Source organism: Pseudomonas sp. FG1 (genome assembly GCF_034313875.1).
In the GTDB taxonomy this organism is placed as follows: domain Bacteria; phylum Pseudomonadota; class Gammaproteobacteria; order Pseudomonadales; family Pseudomonadaceae; genus Aquipseudomonas; species Aquipseudomonas veronii.
The window spans coordinates 2,678,061-2,702,335 of record NZ_JAVIWP010000001.1; the positions used below are offsets into that span (position 1 = coordinate 2,678,061).

The following is a 24,275-nucleotide window of genomic DNA, read 5'->3' on the forward strand; positions in this document are numbered from 1 at the left end:
ATCTGTAACGTGCAGCGGCCTACAAGGGTGATTCGGGAAGAATTGATCGCCCGTTTGATCGGGTGGAATGGTTGAAAACCTATCCAAGAGGATTTTGAAATGGCAGAGATTACTGCGGCGTTGGTTAAAGAACTGCGTGAGCGTACCGGCGAAGGCATGATGGATTGCAAAAAGGCCTTGACCAAGGCTGGCGGCGACATCGAAAAAGCCATTGATGACATGCGTGCTTCGGGCGCCATCAAGGCTGCCAAGAAAGCAGGCAACGTTGCTGCTGAAGGCGCCATCGCGCTGAAAGAAGACGGTAAATCCGCAGTTCTGCTGGAAGTGAACTCGCAGACCGACTTCCTGGCTCTGCAGGACGACTTCAAGGCATTTGTTGCTGCCAGCATTGAGAAAGCGTTCGCTGACAAGCTGACTGACGCCGCTCCGCTGATCGCCGCTCAAGAAGCTGATCGCCTGGTACTGGTCGGCAAGGTTGGCGAAAACGTCAACATCCGTCGCCTGGCTCGCGTTGAAGGTGATGTTGTCGGTGGTTACCTGCACGGCAACAAGATCGGCGTTGTGGTTGCCCTTAAAGGCGGCAGCGTTGAGCTGGCCAAAGACATCGCTATGCACGTAGCGGCCAGCAACCCTGAATTCCTGCTGCCATCGGAAGTGTCCGCTGAAGCCATCGAACGCGAAAAAGCCGTGTTCCTGAGCCTCAACGCTGACAAGATCGCGGGCAAGCCAGAAAACATCGTTGAAAACATGATCAAAGGCCGTATCAGCAAGTTCCTGGCTGAAGCGAGCCTGGTTGAGCAGGCGTTCGTCAAGAACCCTGAAGTCAAGGTTGGCGAACTGGCCAAGAAAGCCGGTGCTGAAATCGTTTCCTTCACTTACTACAAAGTAGGCGAAGGCATCGAGAAGCCGGTCGACAACTTCGCTGAAGAAGTTGCTGCCCAGCTGGCTGCCGCCAAGCAATAAGACGGTTTTCAACTGTCGCCCGAAAGAGGCTGCCCGCTCACGCGCGCAGCCTCTTTTCAAATGGGAAGGCTAATTTATTTGGCTTCCCTTCGGAACTGGCTTACAAAGCCGTGTTCCGATGGCGCTGTGATAGCGTCCAGCTAGAGTGAACGCAAGCCGTAAACGGCTCGCCAAGAATTTTTTAAAATACGCCGCAGGAGAGATTCGCAATGGCTCAGCAGGGCAGTGGTTATCAGGCTCGCTATAAACGCATTCTACTCAAGCTCAGCGGCGAGGCCCTGATGGGCTCGGAAGAGTTCGGGATCGATCCCAAGGTACTCGACCGCATGGCGCTGGAAGTTGGCCAATTGGTCGGCATCGGCGTGCAGGTCGGCCTGGTGATTGGCGGTGGCAACCTGTTCCGCGGTGCCGCACTGAGTGCGGCGGGCATGGACCGGGTCACCGGTGACCACATGGGCATGCTGGCCACTGTGATGAACGCCCTGGCCATGCGCGATGCCCTGGAGCGCGCCAACATCTCGGCGATCGTGATGTCGGCTATTTCCATGGTAGGCGTGACCGATCACTATGACCGTCGCAAAGCCATGCGCCACCTGAACGCCAAGGAAGTGGTCATCTTCGCCGCCGGTACCGGCAACCCGTTCTTCACCACCGACTCGGCCGCATGCCTGCGTGCGATTGAAATCGATGCTGACGTCGTGTTGAAAGCGACCAAAGTCGACGGCGTATACACTGCAGATCCATTCAAAGACCCGCATGCCGAGAAGTTCGATCATCTGACCTACGATGAAGTGCTGGATCGCAAGCTGGGCGTGATGGACCTGACGGCAATTTGCCTGTGCCGCGACCACAAGATGCCGCTGCGCGTATTTAACATGAACAAGCCCGGCGCCCTGCTGAACATCGTACACGGCGGCGCGGAAGGCACTCTGATCGAGGAAGGCCAACAATGATCAACGAAATCAAGAAAGACGCCCAAGCGCGTATGCACAAATCCCTGGAGTCTCTGGCCCATGCATTCGGCCAGATTCGTACAGGCAAGGCGCACCCCAGCATTCTGGGTAGCGTGATGGTGCCGTACTACGGTACCGACACCTCCATCACCCAAGTGGCCAATATCACCGTAAAAGACTCGCGCACCCTGCAAGTCGTCGCCTTCGAGCGCAACATGCTCGCGGCGGTCGACAAGGCGATCCAGAGCGCCGGCCTGAACCTCAACCCGACCAACCTGGGCGAGTTGCTGCTGATTTCCATGCCAGCCCTGACTGAAGAAACCCGCAAGGGCTTCACCAAGCAGGCGCGCAGCGCAGCAGAAGATGCACGTGTTGCCGTGCGCAACATCCGTCGCGATGCCCTGGGCGAGCTGAAGAAGCTGGTCAAGGACAAGGAAATCAGCGAAGACGAAGAGCGCCGTGCGGCGGCTGATATCCAGAAGCTGACCGACAAGGCCGAAGCTGATATCGATGCGGCCACCAAGCAAAAAGAAGCGGACTTGATGGCCGTATAAGGGTCAGGGCGCTTTCATGGAAAAGACCAAGCAGACTGTGCCCTCCGTGGTGCCGCGCCATGTCGCGATCATCATGGATGGGAATAATCGCTGGGCGAAAAAACGCTTCCTGCCTGGCGTCGCCGGGCACAAAGCGGGTGTCGATGCGGTACGGGCAGTGATCGAGGTGTGCGCCGAGGCCAAGGTCGAAGTGTTGACCTTGTTCGCGTTTTCCAGTGAAAACTGGCAGCGCCCGGCCGAGGAAGTCAGTGCCTTGATGGATCTGTTCTTCAGGGCCCTGCGTCGTGAGGCCAAGCGCCTCAACGACAACAACATCACGCTGCGCATCATTGGTGATCGCTCGCGGTTCCACCCGGAGCTGCAAGCAGCCATGCGTGAGGCTGAAGCCATTACCGCCGGCAGTAACCGTTTTGTGCTGCAGATTGCCGCCAACTACGGTGGTCAGTGGGACATCGCCCAGGCTGCGCAACGGCTTGCCCGCGAAGTGCAGGCCGGCCACCTGCAGCCGGACGAGATCACGCCCGAACTGTTGCAGACCTGCCTGGTTACCGGCGACCTGCCGCTGCCGGACTTGTGCATCCGTACCGGTGGCGAGCACCGCATCAGTAATTTCCTGTTGTGGCAGTTGGCCTATACCGAGCTGTATTTCTCCGACCTGTTCTGGCCGGACTTCAAACACGATGCCATGCGTAAAGCGCTGGCCGATTTCGCTTCCCGTCAGCGTCGCTTCGGTAAAACGAGCGAGCAGATCGAAGCTGGAGCCCGGGTTTAATGCTTAAACAACGAATCATCACTGCACTGATCCTGCTGCCGATTGCCTTGTGTGGCTTTTTTCTGCTCGACGGATCCGGCTTTGCGCTGTTCATCGGCCTGGTCGTGACGCTCGGTGCCTGGGAATGGGCGCGTCTGGCCGGCTTCAGTGCGCAGTTGCCGCGGGTGGTGTATGCCGTCATCGTGGCGCTGTTGCTGTTCCTGATGTACATCCTCCCCGATCTCGCTCCTTGGGTGTTGGGTGCGGCGGTGCTGTGGTGGGCGTTGGCGACCTTCCTGGTGTTGACTTATCCGCGCACCAGCAGCCAGTGGTCCAGCGTTGCCTGCAAGCTGGTGATCGGCTTGTTGATTCTGCTGCCAGCGTGGCAAGGGCTGGTGGAGATCAAGCGTTTTCCGATCGGCAATGAGTTGATCCTGGCGGTGATGGTGTTGGTCTGGGGTGCCGATATCGGTGCCTACTTCTCCGGTCGGGCCTTCGGCAAGCGCAAGCTGGCGCCGGCGGTCAGCCCGGGCAAGAGCTGGGAGGGCGTGTACGGCGGCCTGGCCTTGACCTTGGTGATCACGCTCGTGGTCGGTGTTGTGCGTGGCTGGTCGGTGAAAGAGCTGTGCCTGGCCTTGCTGGGCGCGGCCATCGTCGTATTGATCTCGGTCGTGGGCGACCTCACCGAGAGCATGTTCAAGCGCCAGGCCGGGATCAAGGACAGCAGTAATCTGTTGCCGGGCCATGGCGGCGTGCTGGACCGTATCGACAGTCTGACCGCTGCGATCCCGATCTTTGCCGTGCTGTTGTGGATGGCTGCGTCGTGAGCCGCCTGCAACAGGTCACCGTGCTGGGTGCGACCGGCTCGGTAGGGTTGAGCGCCCTGGATGTGATCGCGCGCCACCCGGAACGCTATCAAGTTTTCGCATTGACCGGCTTCTCTCGCCTGACTGAGCTGCTGGCGTTGTGCGTGCGCCATGCGCCACGTTTTGCCGTCGTGCCTGGGGTCACTGCCGCGCGAGGATTGCAGGATGACCTGCGCGCCGCCGGCCTGGCCACTCAGGTGCTGGTGGGCGAGGAAGGGTTGTGCCAGGTGTCGGCCGATGCCGAGGTGGATGCCGTGGTGGCGGCCATCGTCGGCGCCGCTGGCTTGCGCCCGACCCTGGCCGCCGTCGATGCGGGCAAGAAGATCCTGCTGGCTAATAAAGAAGCGCTGGTCATGTCCGGCACGCTCTTTATGCAGGCGGTGCGCAAGAGCGGGGCGGTATTGCTGCCGCTCGACAGTGAGCACAACGCGATTTTCCAGTGCATGCCTGGCGATTTTGCCCGCGGCCTGAGCCAGGTCGGTGTACGCCGGATTTTGCTGACAGCATCCGGTGGGCCTTTTCGCAAAACTCCGCTGGCGGACCTGGAGCATGTGTCTCCGGATCAGGCGTGCGCCCATCCGAACTGGTCCATGGGGCGCAAGATCTCCGTGGATTCGGCCAGCATGATGAACAAGGGCCTGGAGTTGATCGAGGCCTGCTGGTTGTTCGATGCGCGGCCCGATCAGGTCGAGGTGGTGATTCATCCGCAAAGTGTGATCCATTCCCTGGTCGACTATGTGGATGGCTCGGTGCTGGCGCAGTTGGGTAACCCCGACATGCGAACGCCGATCGCCAATGCCCTGGCCTGGCCTGAGCGGATCGATTCCGGTGTTGCACCGTTGGACCTGTTCGCGATTGCACGCCTGGACTTCGAGGCGCCGGACGAGCAGCGCTTTCCATGCCTGCGCCTGGCGCGGCAAGCCGCGGAGGCGGGCAACAGCGCGCCGGCGATGCTCAATGCGGCTAACGAGGTGGCGGTGGCGGCGTTTCTCGAACAGCGCATCCGCTTTCCGCAGATCGCGAGTATCATCGAGGATGTTCTGAGTCTTGAGCCCGTGGTGGCTGTGAATGATCTGGGGGCAGTGTTCGAGGCGGATGCCAAGGCCCGTGCCCTGGCCGAACAATGGTTGAACCGCAACGCGCGTTAGTCTTTGGGCGTGTTTGCGTCTTCAGGCACTGGATTGGAATGCGGAGAAATTAGATGAGTGCGCTTTACATGATTGTCGGCACCCTGGTTGCTCTGGGTGTGCTGGTTACCTTCCACGAATTCGGCCACTTCTGGGTGGCGCGTCGTTGCGGCGTCAAGGTACTGCGCTTTTCCGTTGGTTTCGGCATGCCGTTGCTGCGTTGGCACGACCGCCGTGGCACCGAGTTCGTGATCGCGGCCATCCCCTTGGGCGGCTACGTCAAGATGCTCGATGAGCGCGAAGGCGAAGTGCCGGCGGATCAACTGGATCAGTCCTTCAATCGCAAGACCGTTCGTCAGCGCATCGCTATCGTCGCCGCCGGCCCGATCGCCAATTTCCTGTTGGCCATGGTGTTCTTCTGGTTCCTGGCCATGCTCGGCAGCGAACAGATACGTCCGGTGATCGGCGCGGTTGAAGCGGACAGCATGGCGGCGAAGGCGGGATTGGTCGCCGGGCAGGAAATTGTTTCCATTGATGGCGAACCAACTACCGGTTGGGGCGCGGTCAATTTGCAGTTGGTACGTCGCCTGGGCGAAAGCGGCACCGTCAAGGTGGTGGTGCGCGAGCAGGATTCTTCCGCCGAGACCCCGCGTGAACTGGCCCTCGACCATTGGCTCAAGGGGGCCGATGAGCCGGACCCGATCAAGTCCCTGGGTATTCGCCCATGGCGCCCGGCCTTGCCGCCGGTGCTCGCCGAGCTCGACCCGAAAGGCCCGGCCCAGGCCGCAGGTCTGAAAACCGGCGACCGCCTGCTGGCCCTTGATGGCCAGGCGCTGGGCGACTGGCAGCAAGTGGTCGACCTGGTGCGTGTACGGCCTGATACCAAAATTGTGCTGAAAGTTGAGCGCGATGGTGCTCAAATCGACGTCCCCGTGACCCTGGCGGTTCGCGGGGAAGCCAAGGCGGCCGGGGGTTACCTCGGTGCCGGCGTGAAAAGCCCGGACTGGCCGCCGTCGATGATGCGCGAGGTCAGTTTCGGGCCGTTGGCGGCAATTGGCGAGGGTGCGAAACGCACTTGGACCATGAGCGTGCTGACTCTCGAATCGCTCAAGAAAATGTTGTTCGGCGAGCTCTCGGTAAAAAACTTGAGTGGGCCGATAACCATTGCTAAAGTGGCGGGCGCTTCTGCCCAGTCGGGTGTCGCGGATTTCCTGAATTTCCTGGCTTATCTGAGTATTAGCCTTGGGGTTCTGAATTTGTTGCCCATTCCAGTATTGGATGGGGGGCATCTGTTGTTTTATCTGGTCGAGTGGGTGCGTGGTCGCCCCTTGTCGGATCGGGTGCAGGGTTGGGGGATACAGATCGGTATCAGTTTGGTGGTCGGGGTGATGTTGTTAGCCTTGGTCAACGATCTGGGACGACTGTAACGCTTCGCTGAATTGCGAATCTGCCGCATTTTGCGGCAGTTTGTTTATTGCCAGTTGGAATAAGAAAGGACTTCATGAAACGTCTGCTGCTAACTGCGGTTCTCACCGTATTGATGATCGCCGAAGTTCACGCCGAGTCCTTCACTATCTCCGATATTCGCGTCAACGGCCTCCAGCGGGTTTCCGCGGGTAGCGTCTTTGGTGCCTTGCCGTTGAACGTCGGGGAACAGGCTGATGACCGTCGCCTGGTGGAATCCACTCGTGCGCTGTTCAAAACCGGGTTCTTTCAAGATATCCAACTGGGTCGCGAAGGTAACGTCCTGGTCATCACCGTCGTCGAGCGACCTTCCGTCGCCAGTATCGAGATCGAGGGTAACAAGGCGATCTCCACTGAAGACCTGATGAAGGGCCTCAAGCAATCCGGCCTGGCCGAGGGCGAGATCTTCCAGCGCGCCACCCTCGAGGGTGTGCGTAACGAGCTGCAACGCCAGTATGTTGCCCAGGGCCGCTACTCCGCGACCGTGGAAACGGAAGTGGTCCCGCAGCCTCGTAACCGTGTCGGCCTCAAGGTCAACATCAACGAAGGCACCGTGGCGGCCATTCAGCACATCAACGTGGTGGGCAACACGAAGTTCCCTGATGAAGACCTGATCGGCCTGTTCGAGCTCAAGACCACCAACTGGCTGTCGTTCTTCAAGAACGACGACAAGTACGCCCGTGAAAAACTCTCCGGTGACCTGGAGCGCTTGCGTTCCTACTACCTGGACCGTGGCTATATCAACATGGATATCGCTTCGACCCAGGTGTCCATCACCCCTGACAAGAAGCACGTGTACATCACCGTCAACGTCAACGAGGGTGAGAAGTACAAGGTCCGCGACGTCAAGCTCAGCGGCGACTTGAAAGTGCCTGAAGACCAGGTCAAGGCCCTGTTGCTGGTGCAGAAAGACCAGGTGTTCTCGCGCAAGCTGATGACCACCACGTCCGAACTGATCACCCGTCGCCTGGGTAACGAAGGTTATACCTTCGCCAACGTCAACGGCGTGCCGACCCCGCACGATGACGACCACACCGTGGACATCACCTTCGTGGTCGACCCGGGCAAGCGTGCCTACGTGAACCGCATCAACTTCCGTGGCAACACCAAGTCTGCGGACGAAGTGCTGCGTCGTGAAATGCGTCAGATGGAAGGTGGCTGGGCGTCGACCTACCTGATCGACCAGTCCAAGACCCGTCTTGAACGTCTGGGCTTCTTCAAGGAAGTCAACGTCGAAACCCCGGCCGTACCGGGTGTGGACGACCAGGTTGACGTGAACTACGCCGTTGAAGAACAAGCCTCGGGCTCGATCACCGCCAGCGTCGGTTTCGCACAGAGTGCCGGCCTGATCCTCGGTGGTTCGATCACCCAGAACAACTTCCTCGGTACCGGTAACAAGGTTTCCATCGGCCTGACCCGCAGCGAATACCAGAGCCGCTATAACTTCGGTTATGTCGACCCCTACTGGACCGCTGACGGTGTGAGCCTGGGCTACAACGCCTTCTATCGCACCACCGACTACAAAGACCTCGACGTTAACGTTGCCAGCTATGCGATCGACAGCCTGGGTGCCGGCGTCAACATCGGTTACCCGATCAGTGAGACCTCGCGTCTGACCTTCGGCCTGACCGCGCAGCAGGATGAGATCAAGACCGGTGTGTACACCGTGGATGAGATCTTCGACTTCACCCGTCGCGAAGGCGACAAGTTCCTGAACTTCAAGGCGTCTGCCGGCTGGTCCGAGTCGACCCTGAACAAAGGCGTACTGGCCACCCGCGGTCACTCCCAGAGCGTGACCCTGGAAGCCACCACGCCGGGCAGCGACCTGTCGTTCTTCAAGCTCGACTACCGTGGCCAGCTGTTCCAGCCTTTGAGCGACAACTACACCATGCGCCTGCACACTGAGCTGGGCTATGGCGACGGTTATGGTTCGACCAACGGCTTGCCGTTCTATGAGAACTACTATGCAGGTGGTTTCAACTCGGTTCGCGGCTTCAAGGACAGCACCTTGGGTCCTCGTGGTACCCCTAGCCGTGGCGCTGGCGTGACCGGTAACACCGGTACCGTGGCGGATACGGACACTAGCGCACTGCCATTCGGTGGTAACGTGCTGATCCAGGGTGGTGCCGAGATCCTGTTCCCACTGCCGTTCGTGAAAGATCAGCGGTCCCTGCGTACTTCGGTTTTCTGGGATGTGGGTAACGTATTCGACTCCAAGTGCGATCAGGTCACTAACCCGACTGGCGTGAAGTCCAATACCCAGTGTAACGAAGTAAGCCTCAGCAACCTGGCGAGCTCCGTAGGTGTTGGCGTGACGTGGGTGACTGCGCTTGGTCCGTTGAGCTTTGCTCTGGCTATGCCAGTCAAGAAACCGGATAACGCTGAAACCCAGATTTTCCAATTCTCCCTCGGCCAGACGTTCTAAGCGTCTGACCCAAGATAACGACAACGGATCTGTAGGAGTACATCGTGCGTAAGTTGACTCAATTGGTTCTGCTGGCCACTGTGCTGGTAACCACCCCGGCCTTCGCCGAGATGAAAATCGCCGTCCTGAACTATCAGATGGCCCTGCTGGAATCCGACGCGGCCAAGAAGTACGCGGTGGATGCCGAGAAGAAGTTTGGTCCGCAACTGACCAAGCTCAAAACGTTGGAAAGCAGTGCCAAGGGCATCCAGGATCGTCTGGTAGCCGGTGGCGACAAGATGCAGCAAGGCGAGCGCGAGCGCCTGGAGCTTGAATTCAAGCAAAAGGCCCGTGACTACCAGTTCCAGTCCAAGGAGCTGAACGAAGCCAAGGCTGTTGCCGACCGCGAAATGCTCAAGCAGCTCAAGCCGAAACTCGACAGCGCTGTGGAAGAAGTCATCAAGAAAGGTGCCTTTGACCTGGTGTTCGAGCGCGGCGCCGTGATTGACGTCAAGCCTCAATACGACATCACCCGCCAGGTGATCGAGCGCATGAACCAGCTGAAGTAAGCCATGACCGCGACTATCAAGCTCGGCGAGTTGGCCGAGTTCCTGGGAGCCACCTTGCGTGGTTCCCCGGAGAAAGAAATCACTGGGCTAGCCACCTTGCAGGAGGCTGGCCCATCTCAGTTGAGCTTCCTCGCAAATCCCCAATACCGTAAATACCTGGCCGATAGCCAAGCCGCAGCCCTGCTGCTGAAGGCTGCTGACGCCGAGGGTTACGCCGGGGATGCGCTGGTGGTGCCTGATCCGTACCTCGCTTATGCGCGGGTATCCCACCTGTTCGATCCGAAACCCAAGGCGGCTGGAGGGATCCACCCGACGGCGGTGATCGCCGATGATGCCCAGGTTGATCCTGCGGCGAGCATTGGCGCCTTTGCCGTGATCGAAAGTGGCGCGCGCATTGGCGCCGGTGTCACCGTGGGCGCTCAGTGCTTTATCGGCGAACGCTGTGAAATCGGTGCCGATGGCTGGCTGGCGCCCCGCGTGACCCTGTACCACGATGTGCGTATCGGGCAGCGGGTGGTCATTCAGTCGGGCGCGGTGATCGGTGGCGAAGGCTTCGGTTTTGCCAATTCGAAAGGCGTTTGGCACAAGATTGCCCAGGTCGGCGGCGTATTGATCGGCGACGATGTGGAAATCGGCGTCAATACCGCTGTTGATCGCGGGGCTTTGGCCGATACCGTGATCGGTAATGGCGTGAAGCTCGATAACCAGATCCAGATTGCCCACAACGTACAGATTGGCGATCACACCGCCATGGCGGCCTGCGTAGGCATATCCGGCAGCACCAGGATCGGCAAGCATTGCATGCTCGCCGGTGGCGTAGGGCTGGTTGGGCACATCGATATTTGCGACAACGTCTTCATCACCGGCATGACCATGGTCACCCACTCGATTACCGAGCCCGGTGCCTATTCGTCCGGTACCGCCATGCAGCCTGCGGCTGAATGGCGCAAGAGTGCAGCGCGTTTGAGGCACATCGACGACATGGCTCGACGTCTCAAACAGCTGGAAAAGCGTGTTGGGGACGTGACCCCTGGCGGTAATGCTTCATCAGAAGGCTGATACCATTTCCATATCAAGTGTGCACAGCCGCTAGACTGCCTCCTTGATTTGCTAGCGGGGCGTGCGTTTAGTCGCCCGCCCCCAATCTTTATTACAGGCTTCCCCCCGAAATGATGGACATCAACGAGATTCGCGAATACCTGCCTCACCGTTACCCGTTCCTGCTGGTGGACCGTGTAGTGGACCTCAATGTTGAGGAAAAGCGCATTCGTGCCTACAAGAATGTCAGCATCAACGAACCGTTCTTCAATGGTCACTTTCCCGCGCATCCGATCATGCCGGGCGTGTTGATCATCGAAGCAATGGCCCAGGCTGCCGGTATCCTTGGTTTCAAAATGCTCGACCTCAAGCCTGCCGACGGCACGCTTTATTATTTCGTGGGCTCCGACAAGTTGCGTTTCCGCAACCCGGTCACCCCGGGTGACCAGTTGATCCTGGAAGCCAAGTTCATCAGCTGCAAGCGCCAGATCTGGAAGTTCGAATGCCAGGCCTCGGTGGATGGCAAGCCGGTGTGCTCCGCCGAAATCATCTGCGCGGAACGCAAACTATGAGTTTGATTGACCCTCGCGCAATCATCGATCCGTCGGCCGTACTGGCCGCCGACGTTGAGGTCGGCCCTTGGTCGATCGTCGGCGCAGGTGTGGAAATCGGCGAGGGGACTGTCATCGGGCCGCACGTGATCCTCAAGGGACCGACCCGCATTGGCAGGCACAATCGCATCTATCAGTTTTCCTCGATAGGCGAAGACACCCCCGACATGAAGTACAAGGGGGAAGAAACACGCCTGGTAATCGGTGATCACAACATCATTCGTGAAGGCGTGACCATTCACCGTGGCACCGTGCAGGACCGTGCCGAGACCACGTTGGGTGATCACAACCTGGTCATGGCTTACGCGCATATCGGCCACGACAGCGTGATCGGCAACCACTGCATCCTGGTCAACAACACCGCGTTGGCAGGCCATGTACACGTTGACGATTGGGCGATCCTGTCCGGTTTCACCCTGGTGCATCAGTACTGCCACATCGGCGCCCATAGTTTTTCCGGCATGGGCACGGCTATCGGCAAGGATGTCCCGGCGTTCGTCACGGTGTTCGGCAACCCTGCCGAAGCCCGCAGCATGAACTTCGAAGGCATGCGCCGTCGTGGTTTCAGCGACGATGCGATCCACGCCCTGCGTCGCGCCTACAAGGTGGTTTACCGCCAGGGCCTGACGGTTGAGCAGGCATTGGCCGAACTGACCGAGCCGGCAATGTTGTTCCCGGAAGTCGCGGTGTTCCGTGACTCGATCCAGGCGTCGACCCGCGGCATCACGCGCTGATCATGGCCAATCTGCGTATCGCATTGGTCGCCGGGGAAGCTTCCGGCGATATCCTGGGCGCGGGGCTGATGCGGGCGCTCAAGGCCCAGCATCCGGCGGTCGAGTTCATTGGCGTGGGCGGCCCGTTGATGCAGGCCGAGGGCCTCACCTCCTACTTCCCCATGGAACGCTTGTCGGTCATGGGGTTGGTGGAAGTGCTGGGCCGTCTGCGTGAGCTGCTGGCACGGCGCAAGCTGCTGATTCAGACCCTGATCCAAGAAAAACCTGACGTGTTCATCGGAATCGACGCGCCGGATTTCACCCTCAATATCGAGCTCAAGTTGCGTCAGGCCGGGATCAAGACCGTGCATTACGTCAGCCCGTCCGTGTGGGCGTGGCGGCAGAAGCGCGTGCTGAAGATCCGCGAAGGCTGTGATTTGATGCTGACCTTGCTGCCGTTCGAAGCCCGTTTCTACGAAGAGAAGGGCGTGCCGGTGCGGTTTGTCGGGCACACGCTGGCCGACACCATCCCGCTGCACGCCGATCGTGCTGCGGCGCGTGCCGAACTGGGCTTGCCGGACGGCCCGCTGGTCGCGCTGATGCCGGGCAGTCGGGGTGGCGAAGTGGGCCGCCTGGGCGCGCTGTTTTTTGATGCCGCCGAGCGCCTGCTGATCATGAAGCCTGGCGTGCGCTTTGTGCTGCCGTGTGCGAGCCCGCAACGTCGCGCACAGATCGAAACCTTGCTGCAAGGGCGCAACCTGCCGTTGACCCTGCTCGATGGTCAGTCGCACCTGGCCCTGGCGGCGTGCGACGCGGTGCTGATCGCCTCGGGTACCGCGACCCTGGAGGCGTTGCTGTACAAGCGTCCGATGGTCGTGGCTTACCGCCTGGCGCCGCTGACCTTCTGGATTCTCAAGCGCATGGTTAAAAGCCCCTACATCTCCTTGCCCAATCTGCTGGCCCAGCGCCTGTTGGTGCCGGAATTGTTGCAGGACGATGCAACGCCCGCAGCCCTGGCGCAGACGCTACTCCCCTTGATCGACGGCGGCGAAGAGCAGACCCGCGGCTTTGACGAGATCCACCGCACCCTGCGGCGCGATGCGTCAAACCAGGCGGCGGATGCCGTGTTGACCTTGATCGGCCATAAACAGGAAGCCCTATGACGACGCAAATGGGGCTGGATTTCAGCCTGGTCGCGCAAGCCCACGAACTGGTGGCCGGCGTGGATGAAGTCGGGCGCGGCCCGCTCTGTGGTGCCGTGGTGACGGCGGCGGTGATTCTTGACCCGAACCGGCCAATCCTCGGCCTCAACGACTCGAAGAAACTCACCGAAGCGCGTCGGGAAAAACTCTTCGACGAGATCTGTGAAAAAGCCCTGAGCTGGCATATCGCCCGGGCCGAAGTCGAAGAAATCGACGAGTTGAATATCCTCCACGCCACCATGCTTGCCATGCAGCGCGCCGTCGAGGGCCTGCATATCACCCCGAAACTGGCGATGATCGATGGCAATCGCTGCCCGAAACTGGCGATGCCGGCTGAAGCGGTGGTCAAGGGTGATAGCAAGGTGCCTGCCATCGCGGCCGCCTCGATTCTGGCCAAGGTCAGCCGTGACCGTGAAATGGCTGCGTTCGAATTGATCTACCCCGGCTACGGCATCGCGGGCCATAAAGGCTACCCGACGCCCGTTCATCTGGAAGCACTGGCCCGTCTCGGCCCGACGCCGATCCACCGCCGCTCGTTCGCCCCGGTGCGCCTGGCTTACGAACAGCGCGAGAGCCTCAGCGAGGTTTAGTCGCGAGGCTGATGTTTTTGCCCAGGCCCGGTACAATCCCGGGCCTTGTTGTTTCTACGTTTAAGACAGGATCACTATGCCGGCTTCATTCGTTCACCTACGCCTGCACACTGAATACTCCCTGGTCGACGGCCTGGTACGGATCAAACCGCTGGTCAAAACCCTGGTGGGCATGAACATGCCTGCCGTCGCGGTCACCGATCAGAACAACATGTGTTCCCTGGTCAAGTTCTACAAGAACGCCATGGGCTCCGGCATCAAGCCGATCTGCGGCGCCGACCTGTGGCTGTCGAACAAAGACCCGGATAACCCTCTGAGCCGCATCAGCCTGTTGGCGATGAACGGCGTCGGTTATCGCAACCTCACCGAACTGATTTCCCGTGGCTTCATCGACGGCCAGCGCAACGGCGCGGTGATCATCGAGCGTGAGTGGGTGGCCGAGGCCAGCGAGGGCGTGATCATGCTCTCGGCGGCCAAAGAGGGCGAAATCGGGATCGCGCTGCTGGGCGGCAACCCGCAGGAAGCCGAAGTGCTGGCCCGCGAGTGGATGGCCGTGTTCCCTGACCGCTTCTACCTGGAAGTCCAGCGCACCAACCGCCCCAACGATGAAGAACATCTGCACGCCGCCGTGGCCCTGGCCGACAAGCTGGGCGCGCCGCTGGTGGCGACCAACGATGTGCGCTTCATCAAGAAAGAAGATTTCGAAGCCCACGAAACCCGCGTGTGCATCGGCGAAGGCCGGGCCCTGGATGACCCGCGCCGCTCGAAAAACTACAGCGAAGAGCAATACCTCAAAAGCGCCGAGGAAATGGCCGAGCTGTTCAGCGACCTGCCCGAGGCCCTGGAAAACTCCGTCGAGATCGCCAAGCGCTGCAATATCGAAGTGAAGCTGGGCAAGCACTTCCTGCCCAACTTCCCGATTCCCGAAGGCATGACCATCGATGAGTATTTCCGCAAGGTGTCGTTCGATGGCCTGGAGGAACGCCTCTCGGTCCTGCTGCCCAAGGACACCACCGAAGATTACGAAGCCAAGCGCCAGGTCTACGTCGACCGGCTGAATTTCGAGCTGGATATCATCATCCAGATGGGGTTCCCCGGTTACTTCCTGATCGTGATGGACTTTATCCAGTGGGCCAAGAGTAACGGCGTGCCGGTCGGTCCTGGCCGGGGCTCGGGTGCCGGCTCGCTGGTTGCCTATGTGCAGAAGATCACCGACCTCGACCCGCTGGAATATGACCTGCTGTTCGAACGCTTCCTTAACCCGGAACGGGTCTCCATGCCCGACTTCGACGTCGACTTCTGCATGGACGGTCGCGACCGCGTGATCGAATACGTGGCCGATAAGTATGGCCGCAACGCCGTGAGCCAGATCATCACGTTCGGTTCCATGGCGGCCAAGGCGGTAATCCGCGACGTGGCCCGGGTGCAGGGCAAGTCCTACGGCCTGGCGGATCGCCTGTCGAAGATGATCCCGTTCGAAGTCGGCATGACCCTGGAAAAGGCCTACGAGCAGGAAGAAATCCTGCGCGACTTCATCAAGGTCGACGAAGAAGCCGCCGAAATCTGGGAGATGGCGCGCAAGCTCGAAGGCGTGGTGCGTAACGTCGGTAAACACGCCGGTGGCGTGGTGATCGCGCCGACCAAGCTCACCGACTTTTCGCCGATCTATTGCGACGAAGAAGGCGATGGCCTGGTGACCCAGTTCGACAAGGACGACGTGGAGGCGGCCGGCCTGGTGAAGTTCGACTTCCTCGGCCTGCGGACTCTGACAATCATCGACTGGGCGCTCAAGACGATCAACCGCGACCGTGCCAAGGTCGGCGAAGCACCGCTGGACATCGCGTTTATCCCGCTGGATGACAAGCCGACCTACAGCCTGCTGCAAAAAGCCGAAACCACGGCGGTGTTCCAGCTGGAATCCCGCGGCATGAAAGAGCTGATCAAAAAGCTCAAGCCCGACTGCCTGGAAGACTTGATCGCACTGGTCGCCCTGTTCCGTCCGGGCCCGCTGCAATCGGGCATGGTGGATGACTTCATCAACCGTAAGCACGGTCGCGCCGAACTGGCCTACCCGCACTCGGACTACCAGTACGAAGGCCTCAAGCCGGTACTGGCACCGACCTACGGCATCATCCTGTACCAGGAACAGGTGATGCAGATCGCCCAGGTCATGGCCGGTTACACCCTCGGCGGTGCGGACATGCTGCGTCGCGCCATGGGTAAGAAAAAGCCCGAGGAAATGGCCAAGCAGCGCGGCGGTTTCATCGAGGGTTGCGCCACCAACAATATCGACGCCGACCTTGCCGGTAACATTTTCGACCTGGTGGAAAAATTCGCCGGTTATGGCTTCAACAAATCCCACTCCGCTGCCTACGGCCTGGTGTCGTACCAGACCGCCTGGCTGAAGGCCCACTACCCGGCGCCGTTCATGGCCGCGGTACTCTCGGCGGATATGCACAACACCGACAAGGTCGTGACCTTGATCGAGGAAGTGCGAACCATGAAGCTGCGCCTCGACGCGCCGGACGTGAACGCCTCGGAGTTCAAGTTCACCGTGAACGACGAAGGCCGCATCATCTATGGCCTGGGGGCGATCAAGGGGGTGGGCGAGGGCCCGGTGGAAGCGATCACCGAGGCGCGCCAAAACGGCCCGTTCAAGGATCTGTTCGATTTCTGCGCGCGGGTCGACCTCAAGCGCATCAACAAACGTACCCTCGATGGCTTGATCCGCAGCGGCGCCCTCGACCGTCTCGGCCCGTATTTCCATGATGAGCCGAAGGCCTACCAGGCGAATATCGACCGCAATCGCGCGGTGCTGCTGACCGCCATGGAAGAAGCGATCAAGGCCGCCGAACAGACCGCCCGCACCCACGACAGCGGTCACGCCGACCTGTTCGGCGGGTTGTTCGTCGAAGAAGACGCGGATGTCTACGCCAACCATCGCAAGGCCAAGGAGCTGACCCTCAAGGAACGCCTCAAAGGTGAGAAAGACACCCTGGGCCTGTACCTCACCGGTCACCCGATTGACGAATACGAAGGGGAAATTCGTCGTTTCGCCCGTCAGCGCATCATCGACCTGAAACCGGCGCGCGACACCCAGACCGTCGCCGGCATGATCATCGCCCTGCGGGTGATGAAAAACAAAAAGGGCGACAAGATGGGCTTTATCACCCTCGACGACCGCTCCGGCCGGATCGAGGCGTCGCTGTTTGCCGATGCGTTCCATTCGGCGCAGTCGCTGTTGCAGACCGACGCCATGGTGGTGGTGGAGGGGGAGGTCAGTAACGACGACTTCTCCGGCGGCCTGCGCCTGCGGATCAAGCGCGTGATGAGCATGGAAGACGCGCGCACCAACCTGGCCGAAAGCCTGCGCTTGAAGGTCAAGACCGAGGCGCTCAAGGGCGATCAGCTGCGCTGGTTGGGGGACTTGCTCAAACGCCACCGTGGCGCATGCCCGGTGACCATGGAATACACCGGTAACGACGCCAAGGCCATGCTGCAGTTCGGCGAGACCTGGCGAATTGATCCCGCTGATGGCTTGATTCAAGCATTGCGTGACCAGTTCGGTCGTGACAACGTCTTCCTCCAATACCGTTGACGATCAGGTGATGGCAAATAGCCTGATCTCGACCAAACATTTAATCTCGACCTAGACGCGCCTCTCCCTTAAGGTAGGGCGCGAATAGACAACCGGCTGGCCAGGCACTCCTTGGCCGTCGACCCAAGACGGACGCTTATGAACCCGAATTTTCTTGATTTCGAACAGCCGATCGCTGACCTGCAAGCCAAGATCGAAGAACTGCGCCTGGTCGGCAATGACAACTCGCTGAATATCGGCGATGAAATCGCTCGCCTGCAAGACAAGAGCAGCTCGCTCACCGAAGACATCTTCGGCAAGTTGACCAGCTGGCAGATCGCGCGCCTGGCCCGCCATCCGCGCCGTCCGTACACCCTGGACTACATTCAGCACATCTTCACCGAGTTCGACGAGCTGCACGGCGACCGCCACTTCTCCGACGACGCGGCCATCGTGGGCGGTATCGCTCGCCTGGACGACCAGCCGGTGATGGTGATCGGTCACCAGAAAGGCCGTGAAGTGCGCGAGAAAGTCCGCCGTAACTTCGGCATGCCGCGTCCGGAAGGCTACCGCAAGGCTTGCCGCCTGATGGAAATGGCCGAGCGCTTCAAGATGCCGATCCTGACGTTCATCGACACCCCGGGCGCGTACCCGGGTATCGACGCCGAAGAGCGCAACCAGAGCGAAGCGATCGCCTGGAACCTGCGCGTCATGTCCCGCCTGAAAACCCCGATCATTGCCACCGTGATTGGTGAAGGTGGTTCCGGCGGTGCGTTGGCCATTGGTGTCTGCGACCAATTGAACATGCTGCAATATTCGACCTACGCGGTGATCTCGCCGGAAGGTTGCGCTTCGATCCTGTGGAAAACCGCCGAGAAAGCGCCGGACGCTGCCGAAGCGATGGGCATCACCGCCGATCGCCTCAAGGGCCTGGGGATCGTGGATAAAGTCATCGCCGAACCATTGGGCGGCGCCCACCGCGACCCGGCCGCCGCTGCCGCGACCATCCGTGCCGAACTGGGTTCGCAACTGGCGATGCTCAAGAAGCTGGATACCGAAGCACTGTTGGCCCGGCGTTACGAGCGCCTGATGAGCTACGGTCTCTAAACCGCAGCCGTAAAAAATGTGGGAGGGGCTTGCTCCCGATTGCTGAGTGTCAGTCAATGCATCTGGTGACTGACCTGCCGCTATCGGGAGCAAGCCCCTCCCACATTTGCTTTGTGTATGCTTGGCCAACGTATTCCAGGTTTGCGGCGGTAACATCTGATGAAACCATTACTTTCCGCCAAACTCCTGCAAACCCTGGCCCCCTGGCGCAACGCTCCGGCCTGGCATATCGCTTTTTCCGGCGGGCTTGATTCCACCGTCCTGCTGCACCTCCTGGCAAATCTCGCCAAAACCGAGAAGCTTCCTACGCTCGGCGCTGTTCATGTCCACCATGGCCTGCAAGCTGCAGCCGATGCCTGGCCCGCTCATTGTCAGTCGGTCTGTGACGCCCTTGGCGTACCCTTGAAGGTGATGCGCGTGCAGGTGCGGGCTGGCGCAAGCCTGGAGCGCGCGGCCCGTGATGCGCGCTATCAGGCATTCAGTGAGGTGGTCGGGGCAGGGGAAGTGTTGCTCATCGGCCAGCACCGCGACGATCAGGCCGAAACCTTGCTGTTTCGTCTGTTGCGCGGCGCGGGGGTGCAAGGGTTGGCGGCCATGCCGATGCAGCGTGCGCTGGCGGGCGGTCATCTGCTGCGGCCGTTGCTGCGCAGTTCACGCGCGCAGCTGCAGGTCTACGCCGAGGAGCACCAGTTGACGTGGATCGAAGACCCTTCCAACGCCGATCCCCGCTTTTCGCGCAATTACCTGCGCCATCGTGTATTCCCGCGGCTGACCGAGCGCTGGCCCCAGGCCGTGGCCAACCTGGCCCGCGCCGCTGAACATTTGAGCGAAGCCCAAGGCCTGTTGGACGAGTTGGCGCACATCGACCTGCAAGCCGCCGAGCAGCCTTCGCCTTTTCCGTGGCTGCCCTTGCCGTCCTTGGTCCTGGCGCCGCTGTGTGAGCTTTCCGACGCGCGTCAACGCAACGCCCTGCGCCATTGGCTGAGCCCGCTCACGCGTTTACCCGACAGCGACCACTGGGCCGGCTGGCATTCCCTGCGTGACGCCAAGCTCGATGCGCAACCCCTGTGGCGCTTGGCCAACGGCGATCTGCACCGTTGCGGCGAGCGCATCTGGTGGCTGCCCTCCAGTTGGTCGGAGTTTTCCGACGCATCGGTGAGCTGGGCACAGCCGCAAAACCCGCTAGAGTTACCGGGTAATGGCCAACTCCGGTTGATCGGTCGGGTTCCCGAGGGCGTGTTGCAGGTTCGCTATCGCCAGGGCGGCGAAATCATCGACATTCCGGGGCGCGGTCGGCGCGATTTGAAGCGTCTGCTCAACGAAAGTGGGCTGCCGGGTTTTGTCCGTGGCAGATTGCCGCTGCTGTATCGGGGCGAGCAATTGCTGGCTGTGCCCAGCCTTGCAGGGCTTTGGAAGACGTCGAATGACGGCTGGCAATTACATTGGATGCCACAGACCTGCGATCAAGGTTTGAGCTGATAGCGCCTTTCCGGTAGACTACGCTCCCTTCTTGATACAACTTCTGTGGATTCGCCTGAATCGCAGCAGTTGCCGATTACCAAGCAGTCTTTGCTGGGCGATTCCAAAAAATGTGTAGCGATCAACGTACCGGTGTTTCATTGCTGGTCTGTCACCACGCGGCGGTTTTTTTGAAAGGTGCACTGTGATTAATGCAGGTGATCGGGGGCTTCGGCCTTCCTTCGCTTTCCCCGGCGGCTCGGACCGCTTTAACGCAGACTTCTAGGGTTTTTCATGACGCGCTACATATTCGTCACGGGCGGTGTTGTTTCTTCATTGGGGAAAGGCATTGCCTCCGCTTCATTGGCGGCCATCCTGGAGGCGCGGGGACTTAAGGTCACCATGCTCAAGCTGGACCCGTACATCAACGTTGACCCGGGCACCATGAGCCCGTTCCAGCACGGTGAAGTGTTCGTCACCCACGACGGCGCCGAGACCGACCTGGACCTGGGCCACTACGAGCGGTTCATCCGCACGACCATGACCCAGAACAACAACTTCACCACCGGCCGTGTCTACGAACACGTGCTGCGCAAGGAGCGTCGTGGTGACTACCTGGGTGCAACCATCCAGGTGATCCCGCACATCACCGACGAAATCAAGCGCCGCATCATCAAGGGCGCGGGCGATGCCGACGTGGCGATGGTCGAGATCGGTGGCACCGTGGGTGACATCGAATCCCAACCGTTCCTCGAAGCCATCCGCCAGTTGCGTTTCGAAGTCGGCGCCAAGCGCGCGATGCTGATGCACCTGACACTGGTGCCCTACATCGCCACCGCTGGCGAAACCAAAACCAAGCCAACCCAGCACTCGGTCAAGGAACTGCGTTCCATCGGCCTGCAGCCGGACGTGCTGGTGTGCCGTTCCGATCACCCGATCGATATTTCCTCGCGTCGCAAGATCGCGCAGTTCACCAACGTTGAAGAGCGTGCGGTGATTGCCCTGGAAGACGCCGACACTATCTACAAGATCCCGGGCATCCTGCATTCCCAGGGCCTGGACGATTTTGTGGTCGAGCGTTTCGGCCTGCAATGCGGCGGCGCGGATCTGTCCGAGTGGGAAGCCGTGGTCGACGCCAAGCTCAACCCTGAGCACGAAGTCACCATCGCCATGGTCGGCAAGTACATGGAGCTTTTGGACGCGTACAAGTCGCTGATCGAAGCGATGAGCCACGCCGGCATCAGCAACCGTACCAAGGTCAACCTGCGCTATATCGATTCCGAAGACATCGAGAACCAAGGCACCGCGCTGCTCGAAGGCGTCGACGCGATCCTCGTTCCAGGCGGTTTCGGCCTGCGTGGCGTGGAAGGCAAGATCACCGCCGTGCAGTACGCTCGTGAGCACAAGGTGCCGTACCTGGGGATCTGCCTGGGCATGCAAGTGGCCGTTATCGAGTTCGCTCGTAACGTGCTGGGTTGGAAAGACGCCAACTCCACCGAGTTCGATCATTCCAGCGGTCACCCGGTCGTAGGCCTGATCACCGAGTGGGAAGACGCCACCGGCGCCGTTGAAACCCGTACCGAATCGTCCGACCTGGGCGGCACCATGCGCCTCGGCGCGCAAGACTGCCTGCTGGAGCCGGGTTCGCTGGTCCACGACTGCTACGGCAAGGACGTGATCGTCGAGCGTCACCGTCACCGCTACGAAGTGAACAACAACCTGCTGCCGCAGATCAAGGCAGCCGGCCTGAAAGTCTCCGGTCGCTCCGGTGACGGCAAGTTGGTCGAAGTGGTCGAGGCGCCGGATCATCCATGGTTCGTGGCCTGCCAGTTCCACCCTGAGTTCACCTCGACGCCGCGCGACGGTCACCCGTTGTTCAGCGGTTTCGTTAAAGCAGCACTGACGCAACATCAGAAGAAGGCGTGAAGCTGATGGCCCAGAAGATCATTCGCGTAGGCGACATCGAGATTGCCAACGACAAGCCCATGGTGCTGTTCGGCGGCATGAACGTGCTGGAAAGCCGCGACATGGCGATGCAGGTCTGTGAAGAGTACGTCAAGGTTACCCAGAAACTGGGTATCCCTTATGTGTTCAAGGCCAGCTTCGACAAGGCCAACCGTTCGTCCGTGACCTCCTATCGCGGCCCGGGCCTTGAAGAAGGCATGCGGATCTTCCAGGACATCAAGCAAGCCTTCGGCGTGCCGATCATCACCGACGTCCACGAGCCGGAACAGGCTGTCGTGGTCGCCGAGGTGTGCGACATCATCCAGTTGCCGGCCTTCCTGTCGCGCCAGACCGACCTCGTGGTCGCCATGGCCAAGACCGGTGCGGTGATCAATATCAAGAAAGCCCAGTTCCTCGCGCCCCAGGAAATGAAGCACATCCTGAACAAGTGCGTGGAAGCGGGTAACGACCAGTTGATCCTCTGCGAGCGCGGTTCGAGCTTCGGCTACAACAACCTCGTGGTGGACATGCTCGGTTTCGGCATCATGAAACAGTTTGAATACCCGGTGTTCTTCGACGTGACCCACGCGCTGCAAATGCCGGGTGGTCGCGCCGATTCCGCTGGCGGGCGTCGTGCCCAGGTATTGGACCTGGCCAAGGCCGGCATCAGCCAGTCCCTGGCCGGCCTGTTCCTGGAAGCCCACCCGGACCCGGACAACGCCAAATGCGATGGTCCTTGCGCCCTGCGCCTGGACAAACTGGAGCCATTCCTGGCCCAGCTCAAGCAGTTGGACGAGCTGGTCAAGAGTTTTCCGACGGTAGAGACCGCGTAAGCGCCATTTCTCCGTGCAGGAGCCGAGCTTGCTCGCGATGAGGCCCGAGAGGGCACTATTACTGGCAAGTTTGTTCCAAATATTGCAATGTGCGCGACAAGTTAAATCGAGCGGTATAGAGCGTTTTCGTCAACTTTGGAGTGTTTACAACAATGGCAAAAATCGTCGACATCAAAGGTCGTGAAGTTCTCGACTCCCGTGGCAACCCCACCGTCGAAGCCGACGTGCTTCTCGATAACGGCATCATCGGCAGCGCTTGCGCGCCGTCCGGTGCTTCCACAGGTTCCCGCGAAGCGCTGGAACTGCGTGATGGCGACAAGAGCCGTTACCTGGGCAAGGGTGTCCTCAAGGCGGTAGCCAACATCAACGGTCCGATTCGTGACCTGTTGCTGGGCAAAGACCCGCTGGACCAGAAAGCCCTGGACCACGCGATGATCAAGCTCGACGGCACTGAAAACAAAGGCAGCCTGGGTGCCAACGCCATCCTCGCCGTATCCCTGGCCGCCGCCAAGGCCGCCGCGCAGGACCAGGACCTGCCGCTGTACGCCCACATCGCCAACCTCAACGGCACACCGGGTGTGTACTCGATGCCGGTGCCGATGATGAACATCATCAACGGCGGCGAGCACGCCGATAACAACGTCGACATCCAGGAATTCATGGTGCAGCCGGTTGGCGCCAAGACCTTCTCCGAAGGCCTGCGCATGGGCACCGAGATTTTCCATCACCTCAAGGCTGTGCTGAAGGCCCGTGGCCTGAGCACCGCCGTGGGTGACGAAGGTGGTTTCGCGCCGAACCTGGCGTCCAACGAAGATGCACTGAAAGTCATCTCCGAAGCCGTGGCCAACGCCGGCTACACCCTGGGCACCGACGTGACCCTGGCCCTGGACTGCGCCGCCAGCGAATTCTACGAAGACGGTAAGTACAACCTGTCCGGCGAAGGCCAGGTGTTCAACTCCGAAGGGTTTGCCGAGTACCTCAAGGGCCTGACCCAGCGCTACCCGATCATCTCGATCGAAGACGGCCTGGACGAGTCCGACTGGGACGGCTGGAAAATCCTCACCGACAAGATCGGCGAAAAAATCCAGCTGGTGGGCGACGACCTGTTCGTGACCAACACCAAGATCCTGAAAGAAGGCATCGACAAGAAGATCGCCAACTCGATCCTGATCAAGTTCAACCAGATCGGCACCCTGACCGAAACCCTGGAAGCCATCCAGATGGCCAAGGCCGCGGGCTACACCGCCGTGATCTCGCACCGCTCCGGCGAAACCGAAGACTCGACCATTGCCGACCTGGCCGTGGGCACGTCGGCGGGCCAGATCAAGACCGGCTCGCTGTGCCGTTCCGATCGCGTGTCCAAGTACAACCAATTGCTGCGTATCGAAGAGCAACTGGCGGGTAAAGCCAAGTACAACGGTCGCAGCGAGTTTCGCGGCTGATCAGTAAATGGTAAAAAGTCGGCAGATTGTGTCGGAAAAATCACGAGAGTGTGCAATTCGACGCTAATCTGATGACGATCAAGCACAAGCCTGGGTCTTCCAGGCTTCG

At 60.2% G+C, this 24,275-nt stretch carries 20 protein-coding genes; all 20 read left to right on the forward strand.

All coding sequences use genetic code 11. The features are described from left to right. The first annotated feature begins 99 nt into the window (after positions 1-99). Complete coding sequence (tsf, locus tag RGV59_RS12290; RefSeq protein ID WP_017844741.1) at positions 100-963, forward strand: translation elongation factor Ts; 864 nt, start codon at positions 100-102, stop codon at positions 961-963. Positions 964-1,172: 209 nt separating this feature from the next. Beyond that, positions 1,173-1,916 carry a UMP kinase gene (pyrH, locus tag RGV59_RS12295; protein WP_003172271.1) on the forward strand — a complete coding sequence of 248 codons (744 nt, stop codon included), beginning with the start codon at positions 1,173-1,175 and terminating at the stop codon, positions 1,914-1,916. Next, on the forward strand, positions 1,913-2,470 hold the full coding sequence (gene frr, locus RGV59_RS12300) for a ribosome recycling factor (RefSeq protein ID WP_017844742.1): 558 nt from the start codon (positions 1,913-1,915) through the stop codon (positions 2,468-2,470). The genes pyrH and frr overlap by 4 nt, the downstream gene beginning before the upstream one ends. A gap of 16 nt (positions 2,471-2,486) precedes the next feature. Continuing rightward, entirely contained in the window at positions 2,487-3,242 is a 756-nt protein-coding gene (gene uppS, locus RGV59_RS12305) for a polyprenyl diphosphate synthase (protein ID WP_017844743.1), read from the forward strand. Continuing rightward, positions 3,242-4,048 (forward strand): phosphatidate cytidylyltransferase, encoded by an 807-nt coding sequence (locus RGV59_RS12310; RefSeq protein ID WP_126585663.1) that lies wholly within the window; start codon positions 3,242-3,244, stop codon positions 4,046-4,048. Before uppS ends, RGV59_RS12310 begins: the two co-directional genes overlap by 1 nt. Beyond that, positions 4,045-5,235, forward strand: coding sequence for a 1-deoxy-D-xylulose-5-phosphate reductoisomerase (ispC, locus tag RGV59_RS12315; RefSeq protein WP_126585664.1), 1,191 nt, complete (start codon positions 4,045-4,047; stop codon positions 5,233-5,235). The genes RGV59_RS12310 and ispC overlap by 4 nt, the downstream gene beginning before the upstream one ends. Positions 5,236-5,288: 53 nt before the next feature. Beyond that, positions 5,289-6,641, forward strand: a complete 1,353-nt coding sequence (gene rseP, locus RGV59_RS12320; protein WP_126585665.1) for a sigma E protease regulator RseP — start codon at positions 5,289-5,291, stop codon at positions 6,639-6,641. A gap of 74 nt (positions 6,642-6,715) precedes the next feature. Then, a complete protein-coding gene (gene bamA / locus RGV59_RS12325) occupies positions 6,716-9,103 on the forward strand; it encodes an outer membrane protein assembly factor BamA (RefSeq protein WP_017844747.1) in 2,388 nt (795 codons plus the stop codon). 44 nt (positions 9,104-9,147) lie between these two features. Then, on the forward strand, positions 9,148-9,651 hold the full coding sequence (locus tag RGV59_RS12330) for an OmpH family outer membrane protein (RefSeq protein WP_003172279.1): 504 nt from the start codon (positions 9,148-9,150) through the stop codon (positions 9,649-9,651). 3 nt (positions 9,652-9,654) lie between these two features. Beyond that, positions 9,655-10,710, forward strand: a complete 1,056-nt coding sequence (gene lpxD, locus RGV59_RS12335; RefSeq protein WP_126585666.1) for a UDP-3-O-(3-hydroxymyristoyl)glucosamine N-acyltransferase — start codon at positions 9,655-9,657, stop codon at positions 10,708-10,710. A 110-nt stretch (positions 10,711-10,820) separates the two neighbouring features. Then, positions 10,821-11,261, forward strand: coding sequence for a 3-hydroxyacyl-ACP dehydratase FabZ (gene fabZ / locus RGV59_RS12340; protein WP_003172281.1), 441 nt, complete (start codon positions 10,821-10,823; stop codon positions 11,259-11,261). Further along, on the forward strand, positions 11,258-12,034 hold the full coding sequence (lpxA, locus tag RGV59_RS12345; protein WP_046384462.1) for an acyl-ACP--UDP-N-acetylglucosamine O-acyltransferase: 777 nt from the start codon (positions 11,258-11,260) through the stop codon (positions 12,032-12,034). The genes fabZ and lpxA overlap by 4 nt, the downstream gene beginning before the upstream one ends. A 2-nt stretch (positions 12,035-12,036) precedes the next feature. After that, complete coding sequence (gene lpxB / locus RGV59_RS12350) at positions 12,037-13,176, forward strand: lipid-A-disaccharide synthase (protein ID WP_017844750.1); 1,140 nt, start codon at positions 12,037-12,039, stop codon at positions 13,174-13,176. Next, entirely contained in the window at positions 13,173-13,805 is a 633-nt protein-coding gene (gene rnhB, locus RGV59_RS12355) for a ribonuclease HII (protein ID WP_017844751.1), read from the forward strand. The genes lpxB and rnhB overlap by 4 nt, the downstream gene beginning before the upstream one ends. Positions 13,806-13,881: 76 nt before the next feature. Further along, complete coding sequence (dnaE, locus tag RGV59_RS12360; protein ID WP_322246953.1) at positions 13,882-17,403, forward strand: DNA polymerase III subunit alpha; 3,522 nt, start codon at positions 13,882-13,884, stop codon at positions 17,401-17,403. 138 nt (positions 17,404-17,541) lie between these two features. Continuing rightward, the gene (locus RGV59_RS12365; protein ID WP_017844753.1) at positions 17,542-18,489 is read left to right on the forward strand and encodes an acetyl-CoA carboxylase carboxyltransferase subunit alpha; all 948 of its coding nucleotides are present in this window, start codon (positions 17,542-17,544) and stop codon (positions 18,487-18,489) included. A 159-nt stretch (positions 18,490-18,648) separates the two neighbouring features. Then, the gene (tilS, locus tag RGV59_RS12370; protein WP_126585667.1) at positions 18,649-19,968 is read left to right on the forward strand and encodes a tRNA lysidine(34) synthetase TilS; all 1,320 of its coding nucleotides are present in this window, start codon (positions 18,649-18,651) and stop codon (positions 19,966-19,968) included. A 273-nt stretch (positions 19,969-20,241) separates the two neighbouring features. Continuing rightward, entirely contained in the window at positions 20,242-21,873 is a 1,632-nt protein-coding gene (locus tag RGV59_RS12375) for a CTP synthase (protein WP_026139768.1), read from the forward strand. 5 nt (positions 21,874-21,878) lie between these two features. Beyond that, the gene (gene kdsA, locus RGV59_RS12380) at positions 21,879-22,724 is read left to right on the forward strand and encodes a 3-deoxy-8-phosphooctulonate synthase (protein ID WP_126585668.1); all 846 of its coding nucleotides are present in this window, start codon (positions 21,879-21,881) and stop codon (positions 22,722-22,724) included. A gap of 152 nt (positions 22,725-22,876) precedes the next feature. After that, positions 22,877-24,166 (forward strand): phosphopyruvate hydratase, encoded by a 1,290-nt coding sequence (eno, locus tag RGV59_RS12385; protein ID WP_017844757.1) that lies wholly within the window; start codon positions 22,877-22,879, stop codon positions 24,164-24,166. The last annotated feature ends 109 nt before the right edge of the window (positions 24,167-24,275 follow it).